This is a genomic window from Vibrio sp. CDRSL-10 TSBA, assembly GCA_039696685.1.
GTDB lineage: Bacteria > Pseudomonadota > Gammaproteobacteria > Enterobacterales > Vibrionaceae > Vibrio.
In genome coordinates, this window is sequence record CP155566.1 from 1,262,428 (window position 1) to 1,286,432 (window position 24,005).

The window sequence follows — 24,005 nt, forward strand, 5'->3', positions numbered from 1 at the left end:
GCACATTGTGCTCCGTTTTTGTTCTCTATACGAGTGTGTTATCAGATGCTGGACAATTTGTCATAGCGCGAATCTTTCAGCACTTCTTTGACTCGTTTGAGGTTTTCACGGAAACCAGAACCGCGGCGCAGGGTAAACCCGGTCGCCAGGACATCGATAACGGTCATCTGGACCACGCGGCTCGCCATCGGCATATACACATCGGTGTCTTCCGGCACATCGAGGCAGATAGACAGTGAGCTTGCCCGGTCTAATGGTGAATCCTTGGCGGTAATGGCAATCACGGTTGCGCCGTTTTCACGCCCCAGATTTGCCACTTCAACCAGACTTTTGGTCCGGCCGGTGTGTGAAATCAGCACGATTACGTCGTTGTCGGTGCAGTTAATACAACTCATACGTTGCATCACCACATCTTCAAAACAGGTAATCGGAATATTAAAGCGAATAAACTTGTTTTGTGCATCACGGGCCACGGCAGAAGAGGCGCCAAGACCGAAGAATGAGATACGTTTCGCCTGCGTCAGCAAATCGACGGCACGGTTAATCTGCATCGGATCTAGGCTGTTTTTCGCCACATCCAGACATGCCATGGTCGACTCGAAGATTTTGTGAGTGTAGGCATCCGGGCCATCATCTTCCTCGACGTTACGGTTCACATAAGGCGTACCGTTTGCCAGGCTCTGAGCCAGATGCAATTTAAAATCGGGGAAGCCTTTGGTGTCCAGGCGACGGCAGAAGCGGTTAACGGTAGGCTCACTGACATCCGCCATCTTAGCAAGGGTGGCAATGCTCGAGTGAATGGCAGTCTGCGGAGAAGCCATAATAACTTCTGCGACTTTACGTTCCGACTTGCTAAAATTTTCCAGGTTCTTTTGAATTTTTTCTAATGTATTCATAGTGTTCACGCGGGCGTAGAGAACAACTCGTTGGTAAGGCAACCATTAAGGGGGAGGGAAATAATCGTTTCCAAAAGCCCATTTACCAACGCCATGGGATGAGTATAAACCTAAGCAGGGATAATCCAGAAATGAAACGACGTATCAAATGATGAGAATATGACAAGCCTCAAACTAAATTTCATAAAAACTACAGCTTTAGGCGCAAAACTTATCCAAAATACGAACGAGACGCATCGTCTTGATATGTGAATTACAGCAAAACGAAATAAATTTTCAGTTTGCTGTAATTCACTCCGAGCAGGTTATGCCAGAATTTGTTGCGTTAAACGCTCAATTCTGCCCATCAGAAGTGGTGCCAGAGTTGCAATTTCTCTTTGCTCTTCCAGGACCGAGTGTAGAATTTCGTTTGTTGTCAGTGGATTAGCAAGCACGACACGAAAAACGATGGTATCAAGCTTATCCCAACAAATCGGATTCAAACGGGTACGTGAAACGAAGGACTTACCGGTTTCACGTTGTTTTTTCTGAATAAACTTGGTCAGTTCATTCAGGAGTTCATTTAATTGCGCACGTTGCGAGCGGTCTGCTTTGTGCATCGCTGCCTTAACCTGCGGCGGCAGGTAGCGGTAGGTCAACAGGCATAACTCAGGTTGTGAGACCAGCTCAAAATCGGCTTGTGCACTAATCAAATCAGCAAAATAGCGGGCTTTGGCTATGCTCTGGTCAATCAGCAGTTCATAACCGGCACGGCTGATGATATGCATACTGGCATACACCAGCATCGCGATGCCAGAGCGCGAACCTTCCAGGGTGTGGCTGCCGAGATCTTTGGAGCCTTTACGCAAAATATACTGCGCGTGGTGTTCAATTGAGTTCATCGCGTGCGGATCTTTAAACAGCACCATACCGGCTCCCATCGGGATATAAAGCTGCTTATGGGCATCAATGGTCACTGAGTCAGCCAGTTCAATGCCATCCAGCAGATGGCGGTAATTTCCTGACATCAGAGTGGCGCCACCCCAGGCCGCGTCCACGTGGAAATGGCACTGCTCCTGCTGACAAATGCGGGCAATCGCCTGCAGGGGATCGATATTTCCGGTTTCAGTGGTGCCGGCGACGCCGATAACGGCAAACGGTTTGATGTTGCGCGCTTTTAGCTCGGTGATTTTAGCCTGCAGATCATCCGGGCAGATCCGGTTGTGCTCATCGGTACGGACAGACACCAGACCGTCCTGGCCAATCCCGAGTACATCTGCGGCTTTCTTGAGTGAATAGTGACCACGTTCAGACACCAGAATCGCCAGACCGTCATAGTTGTAATGACGCATCGCCTTAAACAGGCCTTCTTTTTCAACGCCCTGGAAATCACCATCGGCTTTGAGTGCGCTGTTACGGGCTACCCATAACGCGGTAATGTTGGCAATCGTTCCCCCGGAGCAAAATGCGCCGAGTGAGTGCTCAGCACTGTGCATCCACTGTTGATAGAAGCTGTCATCGTTACCGTAGATCAGGCGGTGCAGCATGCCCAACACTTGCCGCTCCAATGGCGTAAAGGCTTTGGAGGTTTCGATTTTTACCAGATTCTGGTTAAGGGCAATCATGATCTTGGACAGCGGCATCATAAAGTAAGGCAGTGCCGAGGTCATATGACCGATAAAGCTGGGTGATGCGGTGTGTACTGACTGTGCCACCAGGGTATCGAGCAGATGCTGGGTATGGTCTGAGACAAAGACAGGTTCATCAGGAATGCGCGGATCACAGAAATCTTTTTCGATCTGCTTGAGCGGCTTTTCGTCGGCCACTATGTGTTCACGCAAAAACTGATTCAGATTGCGGGAGAGCTCTTCTTCGATGCGGGTCAGTGTTGAGTCCGGCCCTTCTGGCACCGTAAATATGCGAAGCAAAGATTCAAAGTTCGCATTTGCGGTTTTGTGTTCAGATACCATACAGCGTCGTTTTAAGTTTCATCTTCCGATTTTAAGCGCACAATCTAAACGAAAACGGGACGCTTGTCCCGTGTTTATTCGGTTGGTGACTGTGCCCGGATGCCCGTCATGATAGCCATGCGGGATAAGTTACAGTTAAATTAGTGACAGGTGATCTGCTCAGTTTTGGCTATCGCCTGATTGTATTTGTCGAGCGCAGATTCAATCTGTTTCGGATGGCTGAGTAAATCGGCAAAAGCAGAACGCAGCTCGTAGTTCTTGGCATGTGGTTCTGCCTGGCGATCATCGAAGGTCGTTTTCGCGATTTGACCCAGTTCATCACTGCGCGAAGCGAGGACTTTGACATCCTGCTGCTCTAGCTGCAGCCAGGCTTCGACCGGTTGTCCGGTGGCAACTTTGGACGGATCGTGCTTGAGGTAGTAGTGAACAGCGGCGCGATTGAGCTCAAAATGGTGTTGGCGGCCTTGCAGGAACCATTGGCTGACTTCCGCTAAATCTGGATACTTTTGTGTTGTCATCTCAGCCAGGTCGGTGTACCAGGCCAGGGATGCATCAATGTAAGCGTCATACTTTTGCGCAAAGCACTGATTGTCCGCTGCTGCGGCGCTCATCGAAACCGGCTGATAACAGCAGAGTGACAAGAAAGCGTTTCATAAAAGTTCCTTTCCGACTTGTATCGACTTCCCTTTAGCTTAGGGAGTTATAGGTTTACGTCCAGTTTGGGTTGCTCATTTCACCGTAGACTGGTGCTATGCAGCTGGTCTATTGTAAAAGACACCCATTGTAAAAGATAAGTAACACTATTCCTGCGATCTAGCCTGCAAGTGACACAAAGAAAAGCATCAATACCGGAACTAACACACTGAGTATAAAGCCGCTGACGATAGCGACCGGCACACATCGTACACCGCCGGTGGTCTGGATTAGCGGCAGGGTGAAGTCCATGGACGTGGCGCCTGCATAGCCGATAGTGGTGCAGGGTTTACGCCCAATCAGCATCGGGATCATCACCAGAGAAACCAGTTCACGCATTAGCTCGACCAGGAATGAAGCGCCGCCATAGACCGGCCCAAATGCATCACCCATCAGAATGCCGGACAGCGAATACCAGCCAAAGCCTGACGCCATTGCCAGCGCTTTATAAACCGGTATATCGAGTACCAATGCTGCCACTAAGCCACCCAGCCAGCTGGTGATAATCATGACGGCCGCAATTGTCATTCCGAGCTTGTTAATCAGGATTTGTCCCAGTGTCAGGCCGCAGTTGCGCAGCTGGATACCAATAAAAAACAGTAACAGCGACAAACACCACTCCATCGCATTGTCGACCCAGGGTAAATTCAGATTCAGTACCACGCCCAATAACAGGCCTCCACCGACAACCACAATCAGTTTAAGAGATTCCAGCGCCATGCTTGAAAGGGGCAACTGACTGTGGGAAGAGTCGGTCTGGAGGGGCATGAAGCGATCAATCAGCGGCAGGAAGAGCAAATTAGCCACCCCGAGAGCAACGAAAAAGACACTGACAAACTTAATGATCAGTTGCAGATTGTCCCCCAGGTTGTCCAGAGCCGCTAAGCTCAGTCCCATCAGAAACAGCATGATATAGACCAGGTTGGAGGTAACCTGATTGAGCTTATTGAGCCAGTTTTTATTGCGTACGCTAAACAGATAGCCCACGACCAGCGGGGCAAAGATAAACAGCATCCCTGAAAGCATAAAATCCTCAAAAGTCGGGGTCAGAAACCGCTGGCGTTGATTACTGCACTGAGTTTGTCTTTAAAATCGAGTTCACTCAGATTGCTGAGTTCAAACAGTACTTCGGCACCAGTCGCGTTGATCTCGACTTCATGCTCGTCATACGCATCGTCTTGCTTTCTGTACAGCAACAGATGGTGGGCGATTCGCGCCACATCGAGATAAGTGACTTCTTGTTCATGCTCAATCAGCGACTGATTACAGGCCACTTCAAGGAAATCACGGTCGAATCCCCAATGTTTCAGCACTTGTTTACTGGTTTGAGAACAACTGGATTGGAAAATCTGCAGCGCGATGTCCTGATCAAGATAGTTGCCGTTCTCCAAGTACAGATAGTACTCATTCACCAGGCAGAACAAGCCGATATCGGCCAGCAGGCCAACCAAGAGTGCTTTTTCCTGCTCAAGATAGGTGTAACGCCCCGGTTCAAGCGCTTTAAAACTTTGCACCACCATTACCATGGTTGCGCCCAATTCACGGGATACCGATGCGCTGTTCACCAGAATGGCATTGCATTCTTTGCTCAGATTGATGGAGTGCTTGAGCTGTTCTATCGCCTGAGCCGTGACAATGTCACGTACCCGCATAATGCCAAGACGTGATACCGCAGTGAATAAATCGTTACAAGTGATATTGCGGCGATTGAAGACCACAGAGTTTGCCACCCTGATAACAATAGCCGCCAGGCCAGGATCGTCGGTCAGACAATCGGCCACGTCAGATATACCGGTCGTTTCTAACGTACACAGTTTTTGAATTTTCACTACCACCTCGGGAATCGGTGGTAAGGAGATCTTACCGGTGCTGATGGAATTTTTAACCATCTGCGCAAACTCACTTTCTAGCCCTTCAATGAGTTTGTGGCGGTTTTCCGGAAGCCAAAAAAAAGATAGATGATTCATTTTTAATTATTAATCGTTTTAGTGAGCCCCATTCTACAAAGTGGTGACAAATATACGCAACTCATATAAAGCACAAATTGTCCGTTTATGGGCATTTGGATGATCTGTTGTGCATTTTCCCCGGTAAGTTAACGCAAAAGTATGAGATACAACGCACTGTGATGCATATCTCTTTTTTGTCAACTTGAGAATGAATTGCTGTGAATTTCGTACGGTATTATTTTTTGTAAGTTCATTATGATGAAGGAAAATATAAGCAAGCGTTCGATAAAAGGACTTTGCACTTTAATCGGTTGGCTGGCCGAACCTATTTATTGCTGTCTGGTGACCTCTTTATTCACTCAATAAGAAGGTTTTACCACTATGTGTACAAACAGATACATCACATTACTCAATCAATTTGGTCCGTCGGAGAAGCGTTCCATGTTCGGTGGTACAGGATTGTTCCGGCATAACGCCATGTTTGCATTATTGGCACAAGGGCGGTTGTTTATTCGTGGCGGCTGTGTGTTGGATGATGAATTTGTGGCTTTAGGATGTGAAAAATTCCGTCATGTAAAGAAGCAGACCACGGCAACCGTCAATTATTATGACGTGACGGATTTATGGATTGGTGAGCAGGCTTGTCTTGATGATTTAATCCGTCGTTCGATTGAGTATGCGGTGGCCTCGCGCTGTCGTCAGAATCTGGGCGAAGTGAAGCGTTTAAGAGATATGCCGAATATGCATTTCAGATTGGAACGCATGGTGAAAAAAGCGGGCATCAAGGACGTGGCCACATTCGTTGAACTGGGGGCGCCAAAGGTCTTTAACAGAGTCCGCGATATTTATGGCAATAATCTGGATGTCAGTCTGCTGTGGAAGTTTGCCGGCGCGATTGAAGGCGTGCACTGGGAATTATTGCAGGAGCCGCGCAAGCGCCAATTGCTCGACAGTTGTTTGCAGTAAAAATAAGCCACAATAAAAAACCGAGGCGCGCCTCGGTTTTTTGACGCCGTGATCCGGCCACGTGTTTATCGCTGTTTAGTATTTGAAACGAGCGGTAAACATCAGTTGGTCGCCGTACGCATCGTTGAAGCGGGCTTCAGCGCCAAGAGAAAACAGCTCGGTTGAGTGGAAACGGCCGTAAACCGAACCGATCCAGTCATCGTTGTCATCAATAGAAACGTAACCGGCTTTACCACCCACTTCCAGTTGCGGACCCAGCCACTGGCGTACGCCAAGGTTGAGTTCCATACCTGTATCTGCGCTGCTGCGCGATTCATCATCATGAATACGGAACAGCATCTCACCAGTGAAGTCAGCCCAGTTGTTGATTGGCGCGTGGAAGCCGAAACCAGCGGCTGCATCGTAGTCATCATCGAACTCAGAATCAACACGGCCGATGATGTGGGCATTTGGGTGGATAGAAGTGCTGATTGCCGCACCATAGGTAACCGGGCTCGCGCCGATGCGCGCTTCAACGTAGTCGTAGCTGAAGTTACTCATCACGGCCGGGCTGTTAGGATCGACCGCAGCCATTGAATGGGCTGAAGCAAGAAGAAGTGCTGATGCAATGATTGTTTTACGCATAATCACGATAAACCTATCTCTTTATGATTAATTCCATGGTCAACGGTGAGGTCATATAACGCAATGCCTTGTAAGATAACCAAGCTCTAAAAGTGTCGACATCATAATTCACGGTGTTGCCGGGCTCTACCGGAAAATGTCATTGTTTTGTCGTTCAGGTAAAAAATAAGCAATTTAAATGCCAAATATATGAAATTTTTGTGTTTATTATCTGATTCAACAACCCAACTTGCAGTTTATTGGTGAGGTTGGGAGCTTACTCTCCAAAAGTGGTGCGTTTTGCGGCCATGGCATTGAGTATCTTCTCGGCATCCAGAATTTGTACCCAGGCCATTAAGTCTTTTTCATGGTCGATGATATACTGGGTCAGTTGATCTTTGACCATCTGGCGCAGCTGGTCACCTTGCCAGGGTTTAGCAACATAGAAATCAAGGCTGGCGTGATTGACCGCCTCAACGGTATCTTCCAGTCCTGCCTGACCGGTCAGCAGTACCTTGCGGGTTGCGGCCGTATCCGGATTCTGGTTCATCTCGATCAAAAACTGAATCCCGGTTTGCTCGGGCATAATGTGATCACACAGAATCAGTGCCAGATGAATATCCTGCTGACGATAATCGTCAATAACCTGTCTTGCTTCACTGACCGACTCGGCAGCCTCCAGTACAAAATCCTGCTCGAAACAGTCAAGATCCTGTACCACGCTATCCAGCACTTCTCTTTCATCATCAACACATAAAATCATGTATTTATTCATGTTGTTCTCCTTAATCCTGATGCGTGGTCAGCGTGACGGTATGTTGCTGAAGTATTTACTGAGTCACAGCGTTAGCTGCAAACTCGACGTATACCAAAAAATCACAAGGGCACCGTTAAAATTATAACGGCAGCCATAGGCTCATTGAGGTATAGGCGTTGATCTCACTGTCGACCTCAATCCAGCCTTGGTGCTGCAAAGCGATTTGCTGACAGACGGATAAACCGATTCCCAGTCCAAAATTGCCTTCGCGTTTGGTGGTGAAATTGAGCGCAAAAATTTTGTCCCGTAATTGCGGTGGGATGCCGCAGCCATTATCGGTAATGCTGATCACCACGTAGGTTTTGTCCTCTTTAACGGCCAGCCGGGTGCGTATGTGAAGTGTGCCGCGCTCCGGCAGGGCGTCAATCGCATTGGCGATAAGATTAGTCCAGATCTGTTGCAAGGCAATCGGCTGACAGCGCACAAGGGGCAGCTCGGCGTATTCTTTCTCTACCCGGTGCATTTTGAGCCGGTTTTCAAAGATCACCAGGGTATCTTCCAGTCCTTCATGAATATCGACCAGATGAAAGGTTTCATCGTCCGGGCGGGCATAACCCTTGAGGCTTTTGACCATATCGGCAATCCGTTGCGAACAGACGGTAATTGAGCGTAAATTACTTCCGGCGAGGTGGTAACTTTCCAGTTCGCTCACCAATTGCAAGGCCTGCTCTGCATCCTGCTGCGCGATAGTGAGTATGGCCTGGTCTTCATCCAGCCCGAGAGTGACCAGTTTTTTCGCCAGTAACCTGTGTTGGATCTGCGCCTCCAGAGCCTGCGCTTTCGCGCGTACCTGAGCCGTTGAGAGCGGGTTGACCCGCAGCGCCTGGCGCAATAGTTGTGCGCCGTGATGGTCGATGGGCAGATGACTGGCGTGTTCAACAATCGATTCAATGTTGCGGGCCAGCGTTTCTGCGCCGCGCAGTATAGCAGCGACGGGGTTGTTCAGCTCATGGGCGACGCCGGCCACCAGTTGGCCCAGCATGGCCATTTTTTCCCGCTCTATCAATTGCTGATGGGCACTTTCCAGCGACTCCAGCGTTTTTTGCAGCGTGATTTTAGTGGTGATACTGCGCTGCAGCCGGCGGTTAAAATGGCGTAACAGTAAATTGGTGAACAACGGCAGCAGGCGAGTGTCGGAGTGCATTACTTTAGCAAATACGCTTCTGTCGAGTTTGATCACTTCGGTCTGCGTCAGCGTGATGGCGGTTGAAAACGAGGGTTCACCAGTGACAAAAGACATGCCGCCGACAATATTGCCTTTCGGATGTCGCACCACTTCTCGTTGCTGGCCCTGGTCATCTTTTTTGTACAGGGCGACTTCGCCCGAGGTAATGAACCATAAAAACCGGTTTTCGGTGCCTTCTTCCGTCAGCAGGTGTTGCGCCGAGTAGGTTTCGGCAGGCTCGAGTCTCATCATTGTGTTCAAAAAACTGGTACAAGGCGCCAATCACCTGCTCGGCCAGTTCCGTGTCTGACATCTGATGATAGTCACTGATGAAGCCCTCGCGGTAACTGCGCATCTTATTGTCGATATGAGCACGCAGAATACGCGATTGGTCGAGAACACTGCTGTAACTGAGCACGTTCTCGCTATCATGGGTAAGTAGATAGGTGGTGAGCTCCTGTTGCACGGTTTTGCGCAGCAGGTTATCCGCCAGCGGCTCGGTCAGACAATAGTCGAGTCGGCCTTCATTGACGGCATTCACAATTGCCTGAATATCCTGGCCACTGCTGATGAGTATTTTGCGGGCGTTACGGGTGTGCGGCATCTTATCCAGCTGGATAAGAAAGTCGGCGCCGTCCACGGCAGAATGATGACTGGCCAGCACCAGAGCCACGACCTGATTGTGTTGCTCCACTTGTTCGAGGATATGATGAGCTTGCTGCAAAGAATCGGCGCTCAGTACATCAAACCGGCTGGCAAACACACTCAGCTCGTTACGCCAGTGTTGCACGCTGAGCGGATTGTTGTCTAAACAGAGCAGGGCATATCGGTTCACAAGACTCTCGCACGGGCTATCACTATCCATGACTTTATCAGGCTTTAGCCACTAAATTTGCGAGTCCGGTTAGAAGTCAACAAATCCTGACACAAAGGTAACCAATTCCCTGATTTACTTCATACTTTGCTTACTCGTTTCTGACAGGCGGCTGTTACTGTTTCGTCCTTTGGGTATCTACGGTAGACTGAGCCAAACAATAAGGAATCCCTGACACATGAATACAATAAAACGCATTGGCGCAGTGGGTGGCGCGGTTGTCCTGGTGCTGTGCTGGCCTCTGGCTGTCGGCCAGATTGGACAAAATGTCATCACCGATGGTATCGCTCATTTCAGCAACGAACAGGTCACGGCTGAACTGGTCAGTTATGATCGCGGCTACCTTTCTTCTCATGTTGAAACCCGCTACACCATTCTTGATCCTCAGCTCAAAGCGCAACTGGCCGAACAGGGGATTCCGGCCCAATTTTTACTGAACAGTGAAATCTCCCATGGCCTGATAAGTTTAACGGCGGTGTCGGATTTTCCTGAGTATCCCGAGTTACCGCTTACCATCACCAGCACGACCAGCTTAAACGGCAATACCCGTTTTAAAGTGGAGAGCGACAACTGGCACTACCAGAATCAGGGTGAAACGCCGTTCACTATTTCTCTGACTCCGGCGGTGCTGGAGGGCAGTGCGACCCGCTTGGGTGAGCTGACTTATTCACTCTCTGTGCCATCGATTGATATGGACTTTACCAATGGTGAAAAAGCCCAGCTCAGCCATCTGCGTATTGACGGGCAGGGCAAGCAAGTCAAAGGTTTCTGGATCGGTAAACAGAGCCTGACTCTGGATGCGCTGACCACCCAAGATATTGATGGCTCGACGCCATTTAGTGCGGACAAAGCCAGTTACCAGTTCACGTCAACGCTCGATGAGGCTACTCAGCGTTTCAGCAGCCAGCATGTGGTGAATATCGGTCAGTTGGTCAATCAGGACAACACCCTGCGCGATGTGCAGTTTGATTTTACTCTGGCGGATGTTGACAGTGATTCGTTCGAGCAACTGTCGAATATTTACCAAAGCTATCCTGAAATGACCCATGAAGCGATGGGGCAGGCGATGCCGTATCTGGATACGTTATTTTCTAAAGGCTTTAGTCTGACGATGGACAAGCTGTCTGCTTCTTTGGGCGAAGGTGAGTTTAATTCCAGCTGGAGTTTGTCGATTCCTGAAGGGACGGACAATGTGATGCAGGATCCCGGTATTGTGCTGTCGGCGCTCACCGGTCATCTGGAATCGTCCGTTTCTAATCAACTTGCGGCGGCATATCCGATGATACAGCAAGGCGCAGATGAGTTGGTTGTGATGGAAATGGCGACTCAGGATGATAAAGGTTATCAGTTAAAAGCGGATGTGAAAGACGGTAATCTGCAATTTGCCAACGGCACGAAAGTCCCGCTGGTGGCATTATTTATGACTTTGATGATGCAACAAGGTTAGTAGCGAAAAGAATTTCGTGCTTATTGAAGAAAAGAGGTCTTAAGACCTCTTTTCTCACTTTTTATCCGGCTAAAAAAGTGGTATTAATCACACTAATTTTCGATAGCAGGAGCAAAGAACACATGGAGCCGATCACGGACACTGTCTTTAACTTTAGTGCTGGCCCAGCAGCGTTACCAAAAGCTGTAATGCAAAAAGCACAGGCTGAATTTGTTAACTGGAACAACATGGGTGTTTCAGTGATGGAAATCAGCCACCGCAGCAAACCTTTTATCAAGGTCGCAGAGGAAGCGGAACAGGATTTGCGCGATTTACTGAATATCCCGGACAACTACAAGGTGTTGTTCTGTCAGGGTGGTGCACGCGCGCAGTTTGCTGCTGTGCCGCTGAACCTGTTGGGTGACAAAACTAAAGCGACTTACATTGATGGTGGCTACTGGGCTGCAAGCGCAGTAAAAGAAGCGGACAAATACTGTACACCAGACGTTTTCGACGCAAAAATCGTTAAAGACGGCAAAACCGGTATTCTGCCAGCGAGCGAATGGAAAATTGATTCGGACTCCGCATACGTTCACTTCTGCCCTAACGAGACTATCGACGGTATCGAAATTAACGATCTGCCTGTGACTGATAAGCCAATCGTGGCTGACATGTCTTCAACGATTCTGTCCCGTGAGATCGACGTTTCTAAATATGGCGTGATTTACGCAGGCGCACAGAAGAACATCGGTCCTGCAGGCATCTGTATTGCCATCGTACGTGACGATCTGCTGGGTGTTGCTCAGCAAGCGCTGCCAAGCATTCTGAACTACACGCTGCTGGCTGAGCAGGATTCTATGTTCAATACGCCACCAACCTACGCCTGGTACCTGTCTGGTCAGGTGTTCAAATGGCTGAAAGAGAACGGTGGTGTGGCGGCGATTGAAAAGACTAACCGTGCAAAAGCGGCGCTGCTGTACGGACAAATTGATGCGTCTCCGTTCTACCGTAACGATATCCACCCGGATAACCGTTCTCTGATGAACGTACCATTCCAACTGGCGAAGCCAGAGCTGGATGCTACCTTCCTGGAGTTGGCTGAAGCACGTGGCCTGACCTCTCTGAAAGGTCACCGTGCGGTTGGCGGTATGCGCGCCTCTATCTACAACGCAATGCCACTTGAAGGTGTGCAGGCGCTGGTAGACTTTATGCAAGAGTTCGAAGCGAAATACGCTTAACGACATGCACAGACTGACGGACGTTAGTCGCGTTCATAGATAATACAGCCCGGTTTGATACCGGGCTTTTTTCCGTCTGCATTTCTCATTCCACAAGGCTTATCAACCGGCATCCTCACAAGGTATGCGACTTCTTTACGTGCTTAGCTGTTGCACGTTTACCTTATTTGGTTCTGAAAATTCTGATTGTTGTCAACGAATTATTCTTTCTCAAAACCCAATAGCGTGGCAAAAATTTGAAATAGTCCTAACCGCTGTGCTGGTCGTATAGTCATCGCTTCGAGTGACACAGAACGCCCTCAAGCGAGCCACTCACCATCATTTGAGTTCTCTCGGCAGCCGTGTCCGGCGTCACCAGAGAGCTTTATCTATGCCAACGTCAGTCAGGGAAGAGCGATGAGGAGCACAACAATCGACAGTAAAGTAAGCGACGTACCAGCAGCCATGTACGAGTCACCAACCATATACAAATCGAAAGCCAGGTACGAATCGCATGCCTGGTACGAACCGACAGCGATATTGGCCGGATACGGGCAGAATCTATCTATCGCCATCAACCAGATGCAGAGGGGTTGATGATGGCGACTGAGCAAGGACAGGTTCAAGAGTACGATTTGATTGTCATCGGCTCCGGCGCGGCCGGATTATCAGCCGCCGTGACAGCGGCTTACCATGGTCTGAAGGTGTTGGTTTTAGAAAAAGCACCGGTCATCGGCGGAACGACCACCTGGTCGGGTGGCTGGATTTGGGCCCCTCGCAATCATCTCGCGGCGGAACAGGGTATCCGTTATGACTACCAGGATGTTGAAACCTATTTGCGCAATGTGGTGAAAGACCAGTTTAATCCTGAACGGGTCAGCGCTTTTCTGCATGGCGCACCGCAGATGGTGGCTTTTTTCCATCGTCATACCGCGTTGCAATTTGACTCCGGTTTGCATATTCCGGATACCTACAGCCTTGAAGAGGGCGCAGGAAACCGGCGGCCGCTCGGTCATCGCCAAACCTTACAACGGCCGTAAACTGGGCAAATGGATCCGCCGTTTGCGTAAGCCGTTACCAGAAACGACCTTTCATGGCCTGACCATTCAGGCCGGTGTCGATCTGAAACATTTTATGAACGTAACCCGCAGTGTGGGCAGCTTTTGTTATGTTGCTAAGCGGGTGAGCAAACACATTATCGATCTGGCGCTGTACCGGCGCGGCATGCAGTTACGCAATGGACTTTCTCTTGCGGCGCGTTTATTGCGTTCGGCGCTTGATTTAGGTGTCAGGTTTGAGACCAACTGCCGTCGGGTTGAGCTGAACCTGCGCGACGGACAAGTTCGTGGTGTGACCTTTATCGATGACTGCGAGCAGCCGCGAGTCTGCCATGCCGTGAAAGGTGTGGTGCTGGCGACCGGGGGCTTTGCCCATGATAAAGAGCGCGTCAACAAGCTGTTTCCGCAAGGCGTGGAGCATAAAACTCTGGCCGTACCCACGGCAACCGGTGACGGACTTAATCTGGGCATACAAGCTGGCGGTGAAGTCGAGACGCGTTATCCGGCGGCGGGCTCCTGGTGTCCGGTCTCTCTGGTTCCCAAACCAGGTCAGCCAGATGGGGTATTTCCGCATATCATTGACCGTGGCAAACCGGGCATTATCGGGGTGTTACAGGACGGAAGGCGTTTTTGTAACGAAGGGATGGGTTATTACGATTATGTCAAACATCTGATTGAGACCGCACCGCAGGGACAAGCGGCTCAGTCATGGCTGATATGCGATCACACTTTCCAGCGTCGTTATGGCCTCGGCGTTGCGCGTCCGGCGCCGCTGCCTGTGGGTCGATACATAGAAAGCGGTTACCTGATCAAAGCGGACTCAATCACAGAGCTGGCGCAAAAGTGCGGTATTGATGCTCAGGGACTGGAGCAGACGATTCAAGACTGGAACAGGCACGCGCGTAAAGGACAAGATCCGCAATTTCATCGTGGCGAAACTGCCTATACCCGCTTGCAAGGGGATGCCAGCCATCAACCCAACCCTTGCGTAGCGCCCATTGAGCGTGGTCCGTTTTACGCAGTGCGGGTCATTACCGGTAGCTTTGGTACATTTGCCGGCTTAAGAAGCGACGGACAAGCCCGAGTACTGAATACGAAGGGCGAACCAATCCCCGGCCTGTATGCTGCCGGCTGTGATTTGGCGAGTGTGATGGGCGGTCAGTATCCGGCCGGAGGAATTAATTTGGGACCTGCTTTGACGTTTGGTTATCTCGCTGCCCGTAACGCAGCAGGCGTCACTGACTGGGAAGTGGACTTAAGGGGAAGAATCTGATGTTTTCACTGGCACATTTAACGGTTGTCAATCTGGCACCACCGCAGATGATTGAGATGGCCGCGCAAGTAGGATTTGATGCAGTCGGGCTGCGCTTAATCAAGGTGACCGATAATTCACCCGGTTATCCGCTGATGCAGGATAAACCCATGATGAAGGCGACTCAGGCGGCACTGGCGAACACCGGAATCGCAGTGCATGATGTAGAGTTTGTCCGCCTGACGCCGGAATTTCAGGTTGATGATCTGGAGGGATTGCTGGAGGCCGGGGCGCAATTGGGGGCAAAACAGATTATTACCGCCCCGTACGATCCTGACCTCAGTCGTTTGGCATCTTCTTTGGCTTGTTTGGGCGAGAAAGCCAAACAGTATGATCTTAATGTGGTGCTGGAATTCTTCCCCTGGACCAATGTTCCCGATCTGGCTTCGGCTTATGCGGTGACTAAAGATGGCGGAGATAATGTCGGGATCCTGGTCGATACCCTGCATTTTGACCGTTCTCCAAGCACCTTGCAGCAACTGGCAATGATCCCGCCCCATAAACTGCCGTTTATGCATTTATGCGACGCATTACGTTATGACAGCTACAACAAGGAATTATTACTGCATACAGCACGCGAAGATCGTCTGCCGCCCGGAGAGGGAGAGATTGATTTGGCGTCGATCATCCGGGCGATGCCGAAAGGGATACCAATGGGGCTGGAAGTGCCAATGCCGCTGAGTAATCCTCATTCTCTGCAGGAGATGACGCGATGCGCTCAGCGTTGTCTGGCAGGAGCCAAAGCGGTGGTCAGTCAGGCTTATGCTTCACAGCCTGAACTGGGTTAGCGGGCTCGATACAGCTGATGAAAGTGATGCCAGCGCACGGTGCGTTCAACCCGGGCGACTGGCATGATGAACTAGAGCCGGACAAGGCGGATGAATCTCAGGGCCGGATGAATTCTTCGCCTTGCTCAATCTGGCGCTGTACCCGGCATGGATGGCCGAAGGCCAGCGAGTTAGCGGGAATATCCCGGGTGACGACACTGCCTGCGCCGATGACCGCACCGTCACCTATCGATACGCCGGGCATGATCACACAGTTTCCGCCAATCCAGACATGGTTGCCGATAGTAACAGGCTCGGCCCAGCCGATATGCTGGTCGCGGCTGGCACTGTCGAGTGGGTGATGAGCGGTATAGATCTGCACGTTCGGGCCAATAAATACGTGGTCACCGATGCTAACCGGGGCGCAATCGAGCAGCGTGAAGTTAAAATTGATAAAGACATGGCTGCCAATCGTGGTATTGATGCCGTAATCAATATTGATCTGTTTTTCGAAATGCACATCGTCGCCAATCGCAGCAAACAGGCGCTGCAATATCGTGCGTTGCTGTTCACGGGCACTTCGGGGCAGCTGATTATATTCGGCGGCCAGATCCCGAGCGGTATCGCGGATCTCAATCAGCCCGGGATCATTAATCCAGTAGCGCTCACCGGCGCGCATTTGTTGCAGTGCACTCATCAGGACTCCTGTCTGAAGTGGTTCTGTTTATTCATAGTTCGCCTGCCCGGCAGGGACCCGCCGGGCAGGTTCATGACTCAGACGGCATCGCCAAAATGTGGCTGACCATCCTGCCATTCAAGCACTTTAACCCGGGTGTGGCGGTTCGGATCCCAAAGCGGATCACCCTCAATTTCGGTGTAATCGCGTGCGTGATAGACCAGTAAATCGTTGCCGTGTTCATCCCGGGTAAAGCTGTTGTGACCTGGTCCATACACCTTGAGCTGCCAGTTGGTGGCAAAGACCGGGCGGGCAGATTTATGCCAGCTGGCAGGGTCGAGTAAGTCACTATCTTCATCGGCCCACAGCAGGCCCATACAGTAGTTTTCATCTGTCGCGCTGGCCGAATACGTCATCCAGAATTTGCCGTGCCGATGCAGTACCGAAGGTCCTTCGTTGACCCAGAATCCACGTTGTTCCCAGTCAAACTCAGGGATACTTAACCGCTGCGGCGGAGTCTTGAGTATCAGGGGTGTTTCCAGTTCGGCGATATACAGGTTGGAGTTGCCGGTGATGCCGTTTTCCTTTTGCGCCCAGACATAGTAGTTGCGGCCTTGGTGAGAAAACGCAGTCGCATCCAGGCAGAAACGTATCCATACCACTGTCAATCTGGCCGGCGAATGACCAGTTGTCGCTTATGGGGTTCGCATTGCTGTTTGAGATGGCATACATCCGATGCTGAAACAGCCCATCGACGATCTCACGTGACGGCGCAGCAGCGAAATAGACGTACCAGCAGTTGTCGATAAAATGTAGCTCCGGTGCCCAGATTAAATCGCTGTAAGGGCCGTCGTCCGGTTTATACCAAGCGTTAATCAGTTCGCTGCTGGTGGCAAGCTCCGCGATTGAACGCGCGCGGCGAATTTCAATCCGGTCATATTCGGGCACAGACGCGGTAAAATAGTAATAACCGTCGCTGTGGCGATAGATGTGCGGGTCAGCCCGCTGCTCAATGATTGGATTAATCAGTGTTTGCATATAATGTGAACCTTAATGAGTGAGACCTTTCAGTGGCTTATCCGGAGTAACCGTACTGAGGTTTTCATCCTGCTCGAGAATATTGGTCGCGGTCATCGAATGATAAAAACGGTCGGTGACCTTGTACTTAAACATCAACGCGCCCATCAAAAAGTGAAACAGGCCGGGAATGATGGTTAGCATCAGAGCGATACCGGTCAGGGTATAATCCGATTGATCTTGGTTCGGGACATAGTTGAACGTGGTCAGCAGCCAGCCGACGATTGCACCGGCAATTCCCATGCCAAATTTCTGACAGAAAGAGATACCGCCAAAGGCGAGGCCGGAAACGCGCTGGCCGGTTTTGTAGGTGCCGTAATCGACCGCTTCGGCAATTGCCGACCAGAATACTGGCGCATGCAAATCCACCACGAACGAGAGCAGGAAATAGAGCATGAACGCCAGGGCAAAATCGCCGCGTCCAACCAGCAGATAGAGCAGGGCGCTGATCAGCAGTACGGCAATCTGGCTGTAGCGGAACAGCTTAATTTTGCAGTAGCGTTTGGTAATCCAGGTCGAAGCGACCATGGCCAGAATGGCCGCTACCACGCCGGTCGCCAGGAAGGCTGATATCGTACCCGCATCGCCCCCAAGATAATATTTGGCGTAATAGGCGGCAACAGAGCCGCGAATCACATATCCAACAGTACCAGTGACGCACACTGCGCACAGCACCAGCCATTGGTCGTTACTGGCCAGCAATTTGACCTGCTGAGTGAAACTGCGCTGCTCCACTTTGTGTTCAATCCGTTCTTTGGTGGTCACAAAGCAGAACAGGAACAGCAGTGTACCCATCAATCCCATTAGTCCCATCGCATATTGGTAACCAAGCTGGATATTGTCTTGCCCCCAGAATTCAGACAGTTGCGGCACGATAATGGTGACCAGAAACGCGGCAATCTTGGCAAAAAACAGCCGGTAACCATTGGCAGACAGGCGCTCTTTCGGATCGTCCGTCAGCACGCTGATAAGCGAGATGTAAGGAATCGTCACCGCGGTAAACATAATGGTGACCAGAATATAGGTCGCGTAGGCGTAGATCAGTTTACTGTTGTAGTCCGCATCGGGGGTGCTGAAAGCGAGATACACTGATAATCCGAACGGTACAGAAAGAAATAGCAGATAGGGCCGGTAGCGACCCCAGCGAGTATGAACTTTATCGGTCAGCATGCCCATTAACGGGTCAGTGACCGCATCAATCAGACGTACCACGATGAACAGCAGAGCGAGATCCTGGGGTTTGATCCCAAAGATATCGGTGTAGAAAAAGGTGATGATCAACATCATCGAAGAGATGACCACGTTTACGGCCATATCACCGGCACCAAATCCCACTTTTTCTAATACAGGCAGCTTATATTTATACATTGTATTTTCATCCGTTGATTTACAACTGATGAATAATGTAATGGGAATAGCGTTCTGGTGCTGTTATGAGTCTCAAATATCCGGGTATGCAGCATTTTTGTGCATATTTTTAGCTAATCTGGTTATGACTAAACAGGCTATTTTCTCACGTTGGTCCTATCAAAGAGTAATAACAGTACTATTTATAAGTATTTGTTTCGTAGTGATTAATGTATTAAAAAAGGCATCGCAGCTATTTGGCTTGTCTGTGATTACCAGAGGGAAATAAAGACCAAGAGTCTTGGCAGAGCCAGATGAAATAACGTTTTATAAGGCAGAGACAGGGCGTGAATAAACGTCACTCGGGTGGATGAAAGACAATAAAAAAACCGCCAGGTCGGCGGCTTTCTATTACAACTCCAGACTACCACCGTGGGCGGTAGTCTGGGTTAACGAGGGTTACCGGGATCAGTTCGCGCGCTGACCGCTGCGTCCCTGAGACTGGCCTTTACCACGGGCACGCGTCGGGTTGTTTCCCTGACCGCGGTTGCCGCTTGTTTTACCGTTTGTTGCCTGGTTGCCCTGCTGGTTACGGCCACCCTGAGAAGCGGGTTTACCTTGCGAGCGACCCTGGGTGTTTGACCCGCCTTGTTTGCCTGGTCCACCCTGTTTACCGGGTCCACCTTGCTTATTTGAACCGCCTTGTTTACCCGGACCGCCTTGCTGACCTTGTCCTGCTGCCTTTCCGCCATTGCGCTGACCTTTTGGTTGATCGCCGCGCAGCGCGTCAAAGCCTGGCTGTGACTTAGTATGTTTGGTGGCAAAGCGGTTGGCACCGTGGCGACCTGACTTGCGACGTTGAGCCGGCGTGCTGCGGTCACTGTCTTCGGCTGGTACCAGACAACTTGGTTTGTCACCGATCAGGTGTTTCTTACCCATGTCGATCAACGCTTCACGGATCAAAGGCCAGTTGAGCGGATCGTGGTAACGCAGCAGTGCTTTGTGCAGGCGACGCTGACGCTCACCTTTCGGCACCGTGATGTCTTCACGCTTCTTGTACTTCACGCGTTTGAGCGGGTTCACTTCTGAGTGGTACATCGCAGTTGCGTTACACATCGGTGACGGGTAGAAGTTCTGTACCTGGTCACACTCAAAGTTGTTCTGTTTCAGCCACAATGCCAGGTTGAGCATATCTTCATCTTTGGTGCCCGGGTGAGCAGAAATGAAGTACGGGATCAGGTACTGCTTCTTGCCTGCTTCGGCACTGAATTTCTCGAACATCTCTTTAAAGCGGTCATAAGTCCCCATGCCCGGTTTCATCATCAGATCAAGCGGCGATTTTTCAGTATGCTCCGGTGCAATCTTGAGGTAGCCACCGACGTGGTGCGTCACCAGTTCTTTAACGTATTCCGGTGATTCGATCGCCAGGTCATAACGTACCCCGGACGCGATCAGGATCTTCTTCACGCCTTCAACTTTACGCGCTTCACGGTACAGGTCGATGGTGTGTTTGTGGTCGGTATTTAGTTTATGACAGATACCCGGGAACACACACGATGGACGGCGGCAGTTAGCCTCCGCTTTCGGATCAGAACAGCCCAGACGGTACATGTTGGCGGTTGGGCCACCCAGGTCGGAAATGGTTCCGGTAAAGCCCGGTACCTTGTCTCGAATCTCTTTGACTTCGTTGATGATCGACTCTTGCGAACGGTTCTGGATGATTCGTCCTTCGTGCTCGGTAATCGAACAGAATGAACAGCCACCAAAACAGCCACGCATGATGTTGACTGAGGTCTTGATCATGTCATAAGCCGGAATTTTCGCTTTGCCGTACATCGGATGCGGAACCCGTGCGTAAGGCAGGCCAAACACAAAGTCCATCTCTTCGGTCGTCAGCGGGATAGGCGCCTGGTTAACCCACAGTTCACGGTTGCCATGGCTCTGCAGCAGGGCGCGGCCGGAATACGGGTTGGTTTCCAGATGCAGAACACGGCTGGCGTGTGCGTACAAAATACGGTCATTTTGCAGTTTTTCGTACGACGGCAGACGCACCGCGGTGGTTTTTGCATCGTGGCGCGACGGACGAATGGTAATCGGTTTGGCTTCGACTTCTTCTTTCTTGTTGGTTTCGCACTGGGTTTCAACTTCGTACGGGTTGGTCGGCACAAACGGTTTGCTTGGCTTATCAATCCGTGACGAGTCGATCACGGTGTAACCTTCCGGCGCGACCGGCAGGTTAACGGCGGTGCCGCGAACATTGGTCATGTCAGCAATGTTTTCGCCATTAGCCAGACGGTGTGCGACTTCGACCAGCGCACGCTCGGCGTTACCAAACAGCAGGATATCGGCTTTGGCATCAAACAGCACCGAACGACGGATTTTATCTGACCAGTAGTCGTAATGCGCGACACGACGCAGGCTGGCCTCGATACCGCCCAGTACAATAGGCACATCTTTATAGGCTTCACGACAGCGCTGTGAATACACCAGAGTGGCACGATCCGGACGTTTACCACCCTCATTATTCGGGGTGTAGGCATCGTCATGACGCAGCTTTTTATCTGAGGTGTAGCGGTTGATCATCGAGTCCATGTTGCCGGCAGTGATACCGAAGAACAGGTTCGGTTTACCCAGGCTGGTGAAGGCATCTTTGTTCTGCCATTCCGGCTGAGTAATGATACCTACCCGAAAGCCCTGTGATTCCAGCAAACGGCCAATGATCGCCATACCAAAACTTGGGTGATCAACATACGCATCACCGGTCACGATGATGATGTCACAACTGTCCCAACCCAGAGCATCCATCTCTTTACGTGAGGTGGGAAGGAAAGGCGCTGTGCCAAAACATTCGGCCCAGTACTTTTTGTATTCGTTAATCTTTGGTGTATTCATATATTTAAAACGTGCTCACTTTACGCTAAGGGCTGAGCGGCTGCATGACCATGTTTGTAATATGGCTTTGTGCCTGTGTTGTGTGGTCGCACACTCAACGCCCGAAATTCTTTTCGCGCCGATCTGTTTATGACCCGAATGGTCTGAAACAGTCACTGACGACCACTCCTGGCCGCTTACATTGCGCGTGTTGAGAGCCGAAGACATCCGCTGTCAGCTCTGTTTTTGCTGGCTTAGTTAAGGCTTGAGCAACCTGTGCTCAAACTGGTCTGCATGGAAATTTTCCGTTCTCAACTTTGCAATAATAGCAGGTGAAAAAAGACGCCAGACAAAATAGCGGTGGAGTGTACCACGTTCTCAGCGAAGCCGCTCTGTTTCTGTTGTTAATAAACACAACAGTTCATCATCAGTGAATTGCGCTGCCATAACCGTGCTGAATGGTGGTGGTGAACGACACAACAGGGACTTACCAAGAGGTCGCAACCATTGTTAACCTGATTTAAAGCGAAGGGGGATTGCTCCCAGAATCAGGACGCTGTGTTGTTAAGGCGGGTGGTGGCTGCTACCATTCGGGAAATATCTACAATTGCTTAACATTATGCTTGCACAACACTCTTCTTCTAAACCCTGGATTCTGGTTGATGCGGCGGTGTCTATCGTACGTCCCTTTGGTGCGGCTGCCGTTTCTGTTCGGTTTGATATCATTTGTCGGCTATGCCGCTCATATTGAAGAACTGTATCGCCCGTTTCCTAATGGGCCCGCGACCAATCCCCAGACGGCCGCCGTCGTCGTACTGATCGGTTTGAGTTTGCTGGTTGGTTCTGCTTCACAAAGAGCGATTTGGTTACAACGCACTTTCGCTACCCTGGCCTTGCTTGTCGTCGGAACGCGAATTTTCGATGCGCTGTTTCAAACCCAAATAAGCCAGAGCGTAATGCCGTTTCATCATTTGGTGCTGGCAGACATCGCACAGGGCAAAAGTAACAGCTTTGGTGTGAATTCAGCCTTGATGCTGGCTGCCTGCGCAGCAGCTGTGTGGTTCAAAGCCATACGGCAGCAAATGTTGTCACAGTTGGCGGCATCGCTGGCGTTTTCTATTCCGATGATCACTTTTATCGGTTACTCCTATCAACTGAGCAGTTTCTACGGTGAGATGTCTTTGCTAACTGCAACGGCGGGTTTCACTCTGAGTCTCTCCGCGCTGGCGCTGAGCGCCGATTTTGGTGTGCTGAAGAGCATTCTCAGCCCCTATATTGCCGGCAAAGTGGCACGTTATCAGGTCGTGGTGGGCTACCTGTTTCCAATCCTGATTGGTTATTTTCTGGTGAATTCGTTTTTGGCCGGTGATACCAGCATTCTCGGTATGTTTGTGGTGATTGTGTGCTGGTTTATTGTACTCATGGTGGGTATTTCAGCGATTTTTGTCGAGCGGGTTGATCGCAGCCGGCGCGAAATGGAAAGTAAACTTATTTACGCTGCCTATAACGATAAGCTGACTGCACTGCCGAACCGCCGCAAGTTTTTTGATGCCGGCGAACATGAGCTGACGCGTGCGCGCCGCAGTGATACCCGCTTGTGTGTCATGATGCTAGATATCGATTATTTTAAATCGATTAACGACAAAGCAGGGCATGCGATTGGTGATAAGGTTCTGATCGAGATTGCGAAAACCCTCAAAGCAACATTGCGCGACGTGGATGTTGTCGGACGCATTGGTGGAGAAGAATTTGCTGTTATTCTGGCTGACACTAACAGTAAAGGTGCTGGTTATGTTGCCGAAAAACTGCGCCGTAACGTGGAGGGTACCGAAGTTGAAGGCTGGACTGATATTCATGGCCCGGTCACGACGTCGATTGGCTGGACTACCAGTCGCGGCGAGAAAAGCCTGGATGAGTGTCTGAGCGAAGCTGATAAAGCTTTATACCGCTCAAAGGAGAACGGCCGTAATCAAGTCATCGCTTTCTCTGATTTACAATACGCTTAGTCTCTTTGGCGTTGCACGACTATCCCATCTAATTTGGGCTCTCGTATCCGTAGGGAGCCTGTCTGGTGTTTGAAATCATCCCTCGTCGCGTGTTGGATTGTGGATTTGTTTATTACACACATAACCTTAAATTAATAAAGGTTATGTGTTGTGTCATATTCAGGTCAGTTATTGGCTAAAAAGACGGGTTTGCTTGCTGCGCTTTCATTCGGATGGCGCAGGAGGCTTTGAGACCGGTACCATCACTTACCTTATCAGGTTTATTTTAAAATCAGACAGTTGTGTTGCGATTGCTTTTGTTAACTAACGGTCAGGCTTGAGTGAGTTTTGGTTAAG

At 50.4% G+C, this 24,005-nt stretch carries 18 protein-coding genes and 3 pseudogenes; 7 read left to right on the forward strand and 14 right to left on the reverse strand.

What is annotated here, in order from left to right; translation table 11 throughout:
- Positions 1–41: 41 nt before the first annotated feature.
- From ABDK09_13250 to ABDK09_13270, 5 genes and pseudogenes are all read right to left on the reverse strand, one after another.
- Positions 42–896 carry a MurR/RpiR family transcriptional regulator gene (locus ABDK09_13250; GenBank protein XAW90377.1) on the reverse strand — a complete coding sequence of 285 codons (855 nt, stop codon included), beginning with the start codon at positions 894–896 and terminating at the stop codon, positions 42–44.
- Positions 897–1,201: 305 nt separating this feature from the next.
- Positions 1,202–2,845 carry a pyridoxal-dependent aspartate 1-decarboxylase PanP gene (gene panP, locus ABDK09_13255; GenBank protein XAW90378.1) on the reverse strand — a complete coding sequence of 548 codons (1,644 nt, stop codon included), beginning with the start codon at positions 2,843–2,845 and terminating at the stop codon, positions 1,202–1,204.
- A gap of 140 nt (positions 2,846–2,985) precedes the next feature.
- Positions 2,986–3,499, reverse strand: a pseudogene (locus ABDK09_13260) (hypothetical protein).
- 159 nt (positions 3,500–3,658) lie between these two features.
- Entirely contained in the window at positions 3,659–4,564 is a 906-nt protein-coding gene (locus ABDK09_13265) for a lysine exporter LysO family protein (GenBank protein ID XAW90379.1), read from the reverse strand.
- A gap of 20 nt (positions 4,565–4,584) precedes the next feature.
- Entirely contained in the window at positions 4,585–5,505 is a 921-nt protein-coding gene (locus ABDK09_13270) for an HDOD domain-containing protein (GenBank protein ID XAW90380.1), read from the reverse strand.
- A gap of 363 nt (positions 5,506–5,868) precedes the next feature.
- Between ABDK09_13270 and ABDK09_13275 the strand changes: the two genes are divergently transcribed.
- Positions 5,869–6,453 (forward strand): TfoX/Sxy family DNA transformation protein, encoded by a 585-nt coding sequence (locus tag ABDK09_13275; protein ID XAW90381.1) that lies wholly within the window; start codon positions 5,869–5,871, stop codon positions 6,451–6,453.
- Positions 6,454–6,528: 75 nt separating this feature from the next.
- Here ABDK09_13275 and ABDK09_13280 read toward each other — a convergent pair whose 3' ends face one another.
- The 3 genes and pseudogenes from ABDK09_13280 to ABDK09_13290 all read right to left on the reverse strand — a co-directional run bounded on the left by ABDK09_13280 (position 6,529) and on the right by ABDK09_13290 (position 9,873).
- On the reverse strand, positions 6,529–7,077 hold the full coding sequence (locus ABDK09_13280; protein XAW90382.1) for a hypothetical protein: 549 nt from the start codon (positions 7,075–7,077) through the stop codon (positions 6,529–6,531).
- A 256-nt stretch (positions 7,078–7,333) separates the two neighbouring features.
- The gene (locus ABDK09_13285; protein ID XAW90383.1) at positions 7,334–7,831 is read right to left on the reverse strand and encodes a response regulator; all 498 of its coding nucleotides are present in this window, start codon (positions 7,829–7,831) and stop codon (positions 7,334–7,336) included.
- 121 nt (positions 7,832–7,952) lie between these two features.
- Positions 7,953–9,873, reverse strand: a pseudogene (locus ABDK09_13290) (ATP-binding protein).
- 217 nt (positions 9,874–10,090) lie between these two features.
- On the opposite strand from ABDK09_13290, the gene ABDK09_13295 reads away from it, so the two are divergent.
- Both ABDK09_13295 and serC read left to right on the forward strand, forming a co-directional pair.
- Positions 10,091–11,359, forward strand: coding sequence for a DUF945 family protein (locus ABDK09_13295; GenBank protein ID XAW90384.1), 1,269 nt, complete (start codon positions 10,091–10,093; stop codon positions 11,357–11,359).
- A 122-nt stretch (positions 11,360–11,481) separates the two neighbouring features.
- Complete coding sequence (gene serC, locus ABDK09_13300) at positions 11,482–12,576, forward strand: 3-phosphoserine/phosphohydroxythreonine transaminase (protein ID XAW90385.1); 1,095 nt, start codon at positions 11,482–11,484, stop codon at positions 12,574–12,576.
- A gap of 383 nt (positions 12,577–12,959) precedes the next feature.
- Here serC and ABDK09_13305 read toward each other — a convergent pair whose 3' ends face one another.
- Positions 12,960–13,130: a hypothetical protein gene (locus tag ABDK09_13305; GenBank protein XAW90386.1), complete on the reverse strand. Its 171-nt coding sequence runs from the start codon at positions 13,128–13,130 to the stop codon at positions 12,960–12,962.
- A gap of 21 nt (positions 13,131–13,151) precedes the next feature.
- Here ABDK09_13305 and ABDK09_13310 point away from each other — a divergent pair, with 21 nt between their 5' ends.
- Genes ABDK09_13310 through ABDK09_13320 form a run of 3 tightly spaced genes read left to right on the forward strand, consistent with a single transcriptional unit; the run spans position 13,152 to position 15,713 of the window.
- On the forward strand, positions 13,152–13,595 hold the full coding sequence (locus tag ABDK09_13310; GenBank protein ID XAW90387.1) for an FAD-dependent oxidoreductase: 444 nt from the start codon (positions 13,152–13,154) through the stop codon (positions 13,593–13,595).
- The gene (locus tag ABDK09_13315; GenBank protein ID XAW90388.1) at positions 13,534–14,886 is read left to right on the forward strand and encodes an FAD-binding protein; all 1,353 of its coding nucleotides are present in this window, start codon (positions 13,534–13,536) and stop codon (positions 14,884–14,886) included. The genes ABDK09_13310 and ABDK09_13315 overlap by 62 nt, the downstream gene beginning before the upstream one ends.
- Positions 14,886–15,713 carry a TIM barrel protein gene (locus ABDK09_13320; protein ID XAW90389.1) on the forward strand — a complete coding sequence of 276 codons (828 nt, stop codon included), beginning with the start codon at positions 14,886–14,888 and terminating at the stop codon, positions 15,711–15,713. Before ABDK09_13315 ends, ABDK09_13320 begins: the two co-directional genes overlap by 1 nt.
- 97 nt (positions 15,714–15,810) lie before the next feature.
- On the opposite strand, the gene ABDK09_13325 is transcribed toward ABDK09_13320, so the two are convergent.
- From ABDK09_13325 to ABDK09_13345, 5 genes and pseudogenes are all read right to left on the reverse strand, one after another.
- Positions 15,811–16,389, reverse strand: a complete 579-nt coding sequence (locus ABDK09_13325; protein ID XAW90390.1) for a sugar O-acetyltransferase — start codon at positions 16,387–16,389, stop codon at positions 15,811–15,813.
- A gap of 77 nt (positions 16,390–16,466) precedes the next feature.
- Positions 16,467–17,030, reverse strand: a complete 564-nt coding sequence (locus tag ABDK09_13330; GenBank protein XAW90391.1) for a family 43 glycosylhydrolase — start codon at positions 17,028–17,030, stop codon at positions 16,467–16,469.
- A 55-nt stretch (positions 17,031–17,085) separates the two neighbouring features.
- Positions 17,086–17,406, reverse strand: a pseudogene (locus ABDK09_13335) (family 43 glycosylhydrolase).
- 12 nt (positions 17,407–17,418) lie between these two features.
- Entirely contained in the window at positions 17,419–18,813 is a 1,395-nt protein-coding gene (locus ABDK09_13340; GenBank protein XAW90392.1) for an MFS transporter, read from the reverse strand.
- A gap of 447 nt (positions 18,814–19,260) precedes the next feature.
- A complete protein-coding gene (locus ABDK09_13345) occupies positions 19,261–21,684 on the reverse strand; it encodes a YgiQ family radical SAM protein (protein ID XAW90393.1) in 2,424 nt (807 codons plus the stop codon).
- Between the two features lie 641 nt (positions 21,685–22,325).
- Here ABDK09_13345 and ABDK09_13350 point away from each other — a divergent pair.
- A complete protein-coding gene (locus tag ABDK09_13350) occupies positions 22,326–23,669 on the forward strand; it encodes a GGDEF domain-containing protein (protein ID XAW90394.1) in 1,344 nt (447 codons plus the stop codon).
- The last annotated feature ends 336 nt before the right edge of the window (positions 23,670–24,005 follow it).